Genomic DNA, 7,535 nt, shown 5'->3' on the forward strand with positions numbered 1-7,535 from the left:
ATCAATAGCCGCCCACGCTACCCAGCGTGGATATCCACCACGCCAGCACTCCGCCTGCGGCGACGATGATCAGAGCGAGCAGTCGCAACCCCCAAGTGTCGCGCGCGGCGGGAGCGCCGACCACGGTATCGATGTCGCCGGTGAGCATGGGGCGCACCAGGTTTTCGCGCTTGAAAATGGCGTAATACGCAATGGCCGCAAGGTGCAGGCCGACGAGGACATAAATCAGCGGCTGGCCGATGGTGGTGTGATAGAAGGTGAAGATCGCGCTGGTGCGGTCACTCACATAGTTAGCCAGCGGGCCTTCGTTGAAAATTTCGTCATTCGCAAACAGCCCGCTGATGACCTGCAGCGCGACCACGGTGAGCAGCGCCAGCACCGAAAGGCTGCCCAGCGGATTGTGACCCGCGCGCAGGTGCTCGGGGCGGGGGTCGTCACCGCGCACATAACGCCAGATAGCGCGGGGGCCGTGCACGAAGTTCCAGAACCGCGCGTGACGGCTGCCCACCACGCCCCACACCAGCCGGAACACCAGCAGCGCAATCAGCGTGTAGCCGCTCCAGTAGTGGTACTGCATGGCGTTGCCGCCGGTCAGCCCGGTGAGGATGGAGACGGTCACGCAGGCGGCCAGCGCCCAGTGAAACAGGCGCAGCGGTAAATCCCAGACACGGACTTTCATGGCGCGGCTCCGGGCGTTCAGCCTTGCCGCAACTTGCGTGCCGCCTCGACAGCGAAATAGGTGAGGATGCCGTCGGCCCCGGCGCGCTTGAACGCCAGCAGGCTTTCCATCATCACCGCGTCGTGGTCGAGCCAGCCGTTTTGCGCGGCGGCCTTGAGCATGGCGTATTCGCCGCTCACCTGATAAGCGAAGGTCGGCATGTGGAACTCGTCCTTCACCCGGCGAACGATGTCGAGATACGGCATGCCGGGCTTGACCATCACCATGTCGGCGCCCTCGGCGATGTCGAGCGCCACTTCGCGCAGCGCTTCGTCGGAGTTGCCCGGGTCCATCTGATAGACCTTCTTGTCGGCCTTGCCGAGGTTGGAAGCCGAGCCCACGGCGTCGCGGAACGGGCCGTAGAACGCGCTGGCGTACTTCGCGCTGTAGGCCATGATGCGGGTATGAATATGGCTGTCGGCCTCCAGCGCGGCACGGATGGCGCCGATGCGGCCGTCCATCATGTCACTCGGCGCGACGATGTCCACTCCGGCGGCGGCATGCACCAGCGCCTGCTTCACCAGCATGGCCACTGTCGGCTCATTCAGGATGTAGCCGGTCTCGTCGAGCAAACCGTCCTGGCCGTGCGAGGTGTAGGGGTCGAGCGCCACGTCGGTGAGGACGCCGAGTTGCGGGAAGGCCTGTTTGAGCGCGCGCACCGCGCGGGGCACGAGACCGTTAGCGTTGGTGGCCTCGACGCCATCGGGCGTTTTGAGCTTGGGATCGATCACCGGAAACAGCGCCAGCACCGGAATGCCCAGTTTCACGCATTCCTCGGCCACCGGCAGCAGCAGATCGACACTCAAACGCTCCACGCCGGGCATCGACGCCACGCTCTGGCGCTGTTGCTGGCCGTCGAGGATGAACACCGGGTAGATCAGATCGTCCGGGCTCAAGGCGTGCTCGCGCACCAGCCTGCGACTGAAGTCGTCACGGCGCAAACGCCGCATGCGGGTGCCCGGAAAGCCGGGCATGTTCACAAAGTTTTTCATCTTTGGTGGGTCATGGAGTGGAACTTGATGCGATGAATGCTATCTTTTTCAACTGGATGGTGCGTTGCAAGATGTGCCATCCCCCGCTTCTCCTCCCTGAGCGGGGCCTTGATTCAAGGCTTGAATCCCTGGCCAGCACTGCCGGGGATTTTTTTGCCCGCAATATTCGTTTGCCCCCTGGCAACAAGGTTCCGTCAAGGCTCTTTTACACTGCTGCTCTGTCTGCAAAAGGGAGTTCAAGATGGCTTTTCAGTGGGTGCTGACCTGGCACATCATTTTTGTGATCGCGTGGTACGCCGGTCTGTTCTACCTGCCGCGCATTTTCGTCAACCTGGCCATGGTGCCCGCTGACAGCACCGCCGAGCGCGAGCGCCTGCTGATGATGGGCCGCAAACTCTACCGCTTCACCCACATTCTGATGTGGCCGGCCATCATTCTCGGTCTGGTGTTGTGGCTGTATTACGGCATCGGCCTGCACGGCCCGGGCAACGGCTGGATTCACACCAAGGTCACCCTGGTCGTGTTGCTGGTGATCTATATGTTCTGGTGCAAGCGCATCCTGCGCCAGTTCGAGCAGGGAACCAATACCCGCAGCCACAAGTGGTATCGCTGGTTCAACGAAATTCCCACCATCATCCTGTTCATCATCATTCCGCTGGTGGTTATCAAGCCGTTCTGACGGTTATACGGGCGCGCCGCTTGCTGGCGCCGACGTCGTCTCATGTCTTCGCCGCATCGCCCTGCGCACAGCGCGCGCCCGGTTTCCCGTTTCATGCGTTATGCGCTGGCGGGCTATGTGCTGCTGATCGTCTATGCCAGCCTCTATCCGTTCTCGGGATGGCGCTGGCAGGGACTGATGCCGTTTGATTTCGCGCTTGCGCCGCTGCCGCGCTACATCACCTTCAGCGACTTGCTGATCAATGTCGGCGGCTATCTGCCGCTGGGCTATCTCATCGCCCGCAATCTGCCGGCGCGCTGGCCGCGCTGGGCATCGTGGCTGGCGGCCAGCGTGCTGGCCAGCGGCGTGTCTTTCGGCATGGAAGCCTCGCAGGCCTTCCTGCCCATGCGCGTGTCGTCCAACCTCGACTGGCTGACCAATTCGCTAGGCGGTCTGCTGGGCGCCGCGATCTGCGTTTGGCTACTGCCGCGGCTGCGCCTCGCGGCGCTGCTGCGGCTGTGGCGAGAACGCTGGTTTGCGCCTCAGGTGGGCTATGGCTTGCTGCTGTTGGCGCTGTGGCCGCTGGCGCTGCTTTGGCCCGCCGCCGTGCTGTTCGGTACCGGGCAGATCGTGCCGACCCTGTTGCAGCCGGCGCTCGATACCGATACCTGGCGCATTCTGTCGGCGTGGTTTGTCAACAGCGGCCTGCGATTGCCAGATTTCGCGCCGATGAGCGGGCTGCGCCAGAGCGGCATCACCGCGGCCATGCTCGCCGGTTCGCTTTTGCTGCTTGCGGCGCTGCTGCGGCCAGGCGCCCCCCGGCTGCGGCTGGCGCTGGCACTGACCTTCACCGGCCTGCTGGCCGTCAGCCTGTCGGCCGCCTTGAGTTTCGGCCCCGAACACGCTTTGGCCTGGGCGACCGTGCCCACCCTGCGCAGCGTGGCGCTGGGGCTGATGATCGGCTTGCCGCTGTCGTATCTGCCGCCGCGATGGGGCGCCGCGGTCGGCGTGCTCAGTCTGGCGCTCGCGTTGGGGTGGATCAATGGCTCGGGGCCGGGGCCGTATTACGCGCTGAATCTGCAGGCCTGGAGCCAAGGTCTGTTCATCCGGCTGTATGGTTTGCCGCAGTGGCTGAGTTGGCTATGGCCGTTCGCCGCCCTGATCTATTTGATGGCGCGAGCGTTGCGGCCCGTTCGCCACGACAATTGAACCGATGGACTACTACAAACACCACATTTTTTTCTGTCTGAACCAGCGCGACGCCAGCGCCAAACGGCCGTGCTGCGCCGCCAGCGGGGCGGAGGCTGCGTTCGAGCACTGCAAATCAGCCGTCAAGACGCTGGGGCTGGCGGGCGCGGGCAAGGTGCGCGTCAACCGGGCGGGGTGCCTCGATCGCTGCGAGGAGGGGCCAGTCTGCGTGGTCTATCCCGAGGGCGTCTGGTACACCTATGTTGACCAGAGCGACATCGATGACATCGTGCAAAGCCATCTTCTGCGTGGCGAGGTGGTGGAGCGTCTGCGTCTGCCGGATCTCGCTGACTCGCCCGACGCGGATCAGTAATCCGGGCCGATGCAAATGAACGCGCAGACCCGCAAGCTGCTGGTAGAGGGTCCGGCGGGGGCGATCGAAGTGGCGGTCGATGCGCCCGAGGGGCCACCCCGCGGGCTGGCGCTGGTGGCGCACCCTCATCCTCTGTTCGGCGGCACGCTCGACAACAAGGTGGCGCAGACCCTGGCCCGTGCCTGGCTGCAACTCGGTTTCGTGGCGGTGCGGCCCAACTTTCGCGGCGTGGGCGCCACGGCCGGAGCGTTTGACCACGGCGTGGGCGAGACCGCCGACCTGCTGGCCGTGCTCGACGACTTCACGCCTCAGGTCGCGCAGCAAGCCGGGCTTGAGCGCGAGGCCCTGCCCCTGGCGCTGGCCGGATTTTCCTTCGGCGCCGCCGTCGCCGCGCGTTGTGCGCTGGCCTTGCAGCAGCGGGGCGCCACCTTGCAGCATCTCACTCTGGTGGGCACGGCCGTCACCCGTTTCGACGTACCGCAGATCAAGCCGACCAACGCCGCCCCGCTCGCACAGCGCGTGCTTGTGCTGCATGGCGAGCAAGACGATGTGGTGCCGCTGTCCGGCGTGCTCGATTGGGCGCGACCGCAGCAGTTGCCCGTGGTCGTGTTTCCGGGCGCGGGGCATTTTTTCCACGGCCTGCTGCTGCCCCTGCGCGACTGGGTCTGCCAGTGGCACGGGACAGAAAACACTTGAGGCCAGCAGCGCACGTTCTGAAACGCGCCTTTGTTTTTTCGTTTCTGCGAACCTTCTCACCGCACCGCGCTCTGACCTCCTGCGCCTCATTTGCAGCCGACGATTCCAAAGCCCGAAGGGCTCATAGCGTGCGCGGCAAAACTTCGTCACCCCTGTCAAGTCCTGAGGCTGCTAGGGTGTCGGTTTTTCTGTTTTGAGTTCCAGGATTCGCCTATGTCCGTTCCATCGTTTGTCGCCGCCTGCAGCGCGGCCTGTCTGCTCGCGCTGTCGCCTTTGGCGCAAGCCGCCTCCGCTCCAGCGGCCGCCCCTGCCGCAACGACTCCGGCCCCGAGCGCCGTAGCCGCTCCCCTCACGCCGATGCAGGCCATGCTGGCCACCGTGCCGCCGCCCAAGCTCGATGCGCGGTCCTGGCTGGTGGTCGATCTGACCAGCGGACAGATCCTCGCCGAGCACGACGCCCATGCGCAGGAGGCGCCGGCCTCGCTGACCAAGCTGATGACGGCTTATTTGACCTTCAAGGCCTTGAAAGAAGGCACCATCAAGCTCAACCAGATGGTGACCGAGTCGAAAGAAGCCTGGAAGACCGGCGGCTCGCGCATGTTCATCGACCCGCGCGTGCCGGTCTCGGTCAACGATTTGCTGTTGGGCATGATCGTGCAGTCGGGCAATGACGCCGCCATGACGCTGGCGCAGACCGTGGGCGGCTCGGTGAGCGCCTTTGTTGCCATGATGAACCGCCAGGCGCAGCAGTGGAACCTCAAGGGCACGCACTTCATGGACCCGACGGGTCTGCCCGAGCCCGACCACCACACCACGGCGTATGACCTCTCCATCATCGCCACCCACATCATCCGCGACTTTCCGGCCGATTACGCGCGTTATTTCAAGGTCAAGGAGTTCACCTACAACCACATCACCCAGGCCAACCGCGTGAGCCTGCTGTTCACCGATCCTTCCGTGGACGGCATGAAAACGGGTTACACCTCCGAGGCGGGTTACTGCATGATCACCTCGGCGCTGCGTCAGTTTCCCAACGGCCCGCGCCGCCTGCTCACCGTGGTGATGGGAACGCCCTCCGAGCGGGCCCGCGGCGATGAGAGTCAGGTGTTGCTCAACTGGGCCTATCAGAACTTCGACGACATCGTGTTGGCCTCGCCCGGCAAGCCGGTACTGACTGCGCCAGTCTGGAAGGGCGTGGATAACAAAGTGGAGCTGGGCTCCTCGGTGCCGGTGGTCATCTCGGTGCCGCGCGGCATGGGCAAAGACCTTCAGACCAAGGTGGTGCGACCCGATCCGCTGGTGGCGCCGCTGCGTGCCGGGCAACGCGTCGGCCAACTCGATGTCAGCATGAGCGGCAAGCCGCTGGCGGTCTATCCGCTGGAGGTCGTCAAGGCCGTGCCCGAGGCCGGTATTTTCGGCCGCGCCTGGGACAGCCTGCGACTGATGATCAAGTAAGAGGCTGCAGCCCGTCTCAGGCCGGGCGGATCAAACCGCCGCGGCCCGATCGGGTTTGACCACGCACACCTCGCCGCGCAGCGAGTGCGGGTAGGCCGTGGTGATGCGCACGGGCACGATCTGGCCGATCAAGCGCGCGTTTGCCTTCAGGTGCACGATGCGGTTGTTTTCGGTGCGGCCCTGCAGTTCCGACGGGTCTTTCTTGCTCGGCCCTTCGATGAGAACGGATTGTTCCGTCCCCACCATGGCGGCGCTGATGGCCGAGGCCTGGGTCTCGATTTGCGCCTGCAAGGCCTGCAGCCGCTTGAGCTTGACGTCGGCCGGGGTGTCGTCCGCCAGATTGGCTGCCGGGGTGCCGGGGCGCGGGCTGAAAATGAAACTGAAACTGGCGTCGAACTGCATGTCCTCGATCAGCTTCATCAGCTGCGCGAAGTCGGCATCGGTCTCGCCCGGAAAGCCGACGATGAAGTCGGAGCCGATGCAGATGTCGGGGCGCACTGCGCGCAGCCGTCGCACGATGCTTTTGAACTCCAGCGCGGTATAGCCGCGCTTCATCGCCGCCAGAATGCGGTCGCTGCCATGCTGCACCGGCAGGTGCACATGGTTGACCAGCTTGGGAATATGGCCGTAGGCATCGATCAGCCGCTGGGTGAATTCCTTGGGATGGCTGGTGGTGTAGCGAATGCGCTCGATGCCATCTATCTCGGCCACGCATTCCAGCAGAAAGGCGAAATCTTCGCCCTCGCCCGTGCCCAGCCAGGCGTTGACGTTCTGGCCCAGCAGCGTTACCTCGCGCACGCCCAGCGAGGCCAGCTCGGCCACCTCGGTGAGCACGTCGACCAGGGGCCGCGAGACTTCCTCGCCGCGGGTGTAGGGCACCACGCAATAGCTGCAATACTTGCTGCAGCCTTCCATGATGGAGACGAAGGCGCTTGGGCCCTCTACCCGTGCGGGTGGCAGGTGATCGAATTTTTCGATTTCCGGAAAGCTGATGTCGACCTGCGCACGCCCGAGCGCCTGGCGCTGCGCAATGAGCTGCGGCAGTCGGTGCAGCGTTTGCGGGCCAAACACCAGATCGACATAAGGCGCGCGCTTGACGATGGCCTCGCCTTCCTGGCTCGCCACACAGCCGCCCACGCCGATCAGCAGATTCGGCTTGTCGGCTTTGAGCTCGCGCAGGCGCCCCAGATCGCTGAACACTTTTTCCTGCGCCTTTTCGCGGATGGAGCAGGTGTTGAGCAAAATGAGATCGGCTTCCTGCGGCGTTGCCGCGGTTTCATAACCCTCAGCCGCGCTGAGCACGTCGGCCATCTTGGCCGAGTCGTACTCGTTCATCTGGCAGCCGAACGTTTTGATAAAGACCTTTTTCGTCACGATGGAAGCGTCCGTCAATTGCTGAAAAACAGCCCGCACTGTCCCGGCGCCTTGGGCAACTGAAGCTGGCTGGCCGCGGTA

Annotated in this window: 8 protein-coding genes; 5 read left to right on the forward strand and 3 right to left on the reverse strand. The window is 64.2% G+C overall.

Annotated features, from left to right (window positions below; all coding sequences use genetic code 11):
- Position 1 precedes the first annotated feature (1 nt).
- Both AC2VLV_RS10720 and hemB read right to left on the reverse strand, forming a co-directional pair.
- Positions 2 to 679, reverse strand: coding sequence for a cytochrome b/b6 domain-containing protein (locus AC2VLV_RS10720; RefSeq protein WP_486989974.1), 678 nt, complete (start codon positions 677 to 679; stop codon positions 2 to 4).
- 17 nt (positions 680 to 696) lie between these two features.
- Positions 697 to 1,692 (reverse strand): porphobilinogen synthase, encoded by a 996-nt coding sequence (gene hemB / locus AC2VLV_RS10725; protein ID WP_486989980.1) that lies wholly within the window; start codon positions 1,690 to 1,692, stop codon positions 697 to 699.
- A 259-nt stretch (positions 1,693 to 1,951) separates the two neighbouring features.
- Here hemB and AC2VLV_RS10730 point away from each other — a divergent pair, with 259 nt between their 5' ends.
- The 5 genes from AC2VLV_RS10730 to AC2VLV_RS10750 all read left to right on the forward strand — a co-directional run bounded on the left by AC2VLV_RS10730 (position 1,952) and on the right by AC2VLV_RS10750 (position 6,080).
- Complete coding sequence (locus AC2VLV_RS10730; protein ID WP_156054103.1) at positions 1,952 to 2,389, forward strand: CopD family protein; 438 nt, start codon at positions 1,952 to 1,954, stop codon at positions 2,387 to 2,389.
- A 42-nt stretch (positions 2,390 to 2,431) separates the two neighbouring features.
- Positions 2,432 to 3,577: a VanZ family protein gene (locus AC2VLV_RS10735; RefSeq protein WP_486989975.1), complete on the forward strand. Its 1,146-nt coding sequence runs from the start codon at positions 2,432 to 2,434 to the stop codon at positions 3,575 to 3,577.
- Between the two features lie 4 nt (positions 3,578 to 3,581).
- The gene (locus AC2VLV_RS10740; protein WP_486989976.1) at positions 3,582 to 3,929 is read left to right on the forward strand and encodes a (2Fe-2S) ferredoxin domain-containing protein; all 348 of its coding nucleotides are present in this window, start codon (positions 3,582 to 3,584) and stop codon (positions 3,927 to 3,929) included.
- 15 nt (positions 3,930 to 3,944) lie between these two features.
- On the forward strand, positions 3,945 to 4,625 hold the full coding sequence (locus AC2VLV_RS10745) for an alpha/beta hydrolase (protein ID WP_486989977.1): 681 nt from the start codon (positions 3,945 to 3,947) through the stop codon (positions 4,623 to 4,625).
- A 213-nt stretch (positions 4,626 to 4,838) separates the two neighbouring features.
- Positions 4,839 to 6,080 (forward strand): D-alanyl-D-alanine carboxypeptidase family protein, encoded by a 1,242-nt coding sequence (locus tag AC2VLV_RS10750; protein WP_486989978.1) that lies wholly within the window; start codon positions 4,839 to 4,841, stop codon positions 6,078 to 6,080.
- Positions 6,081 to 6,110: 30 nt separating this feature from the next.
- Here AC2VLV_RS10750 and miaB read toward each other — a convergent pair whose 3' ends face one another.
- Positions 6,111 to 7,454 (reverse strand): tRNA (N6-isopentenyl adenosine(37)-C2)-methylthiotransferase MiaB, encoded by a 1,344-nt coding sequence (gene miaB, locus AC2VLV_RS10755; protein ID WP_486989981.1) that lies wholly within the window; start codon positions 7,452 to 7,454, stop codon positions 6,111 to 6,113.
- Positions 7,455 to 7,535 lie beyond the last annotated feature (81 nt).

This window comes from Thiomonas sp. TH-17 (assembly GCF_057473305.1).

Coding starts and splice junctions, on each gene's coding strand:
- AC2VLV_RS10730 (WP_156054103.1), top strand. CDS start 1,952: ATGGCTTTTCAGTGGGTGCTGACCTGGCACATCATTTTTGTGATCGCG.
- AC2VLV_RS10720 (WP_486989974.1), bottom strand. CDS start 679: ATGAAAGTCCGTGTCTGGGATTTACCGCTGCGCCTGTTTCACTGGGCG.
- AC2VLV_RS10750 (WP_486989978.1), top strand. CDS start 4,839: ATGTCCGTTCCATCGTTTGTCGCCGCCTGCAGCGCGGCCTGTCTGCTC.
- AC2VLV_RS10745 (WP_486989977.1), top strand. CDS start 3,945: ATGAACGCGCAGACCCGCAAGCTGCTGGTAGAGGGTCCGGCGGGGGCG.
- hemB (WP_486989980.1), bottom strand. CDS start 1,692: ATGCCCGGCTTTCCGGGCACCCGCATGCGGCGTTTGCGCCGTGACGAC.
- AC2VLV_RS10735 (WP_486989975.1), top strand. CDS start 2,432: ATGTCTTCGCCGCATCGCCCTGCGCACAGCGCGCGCCCGGTTTCCCGT.
- AC2VLV_RS10740 (WP_486989976.1), top strand. CDS start 3,582: ATGGACTACTACAAACACCACATTTTTTTCTGTCTGAACCAGCGCGAC.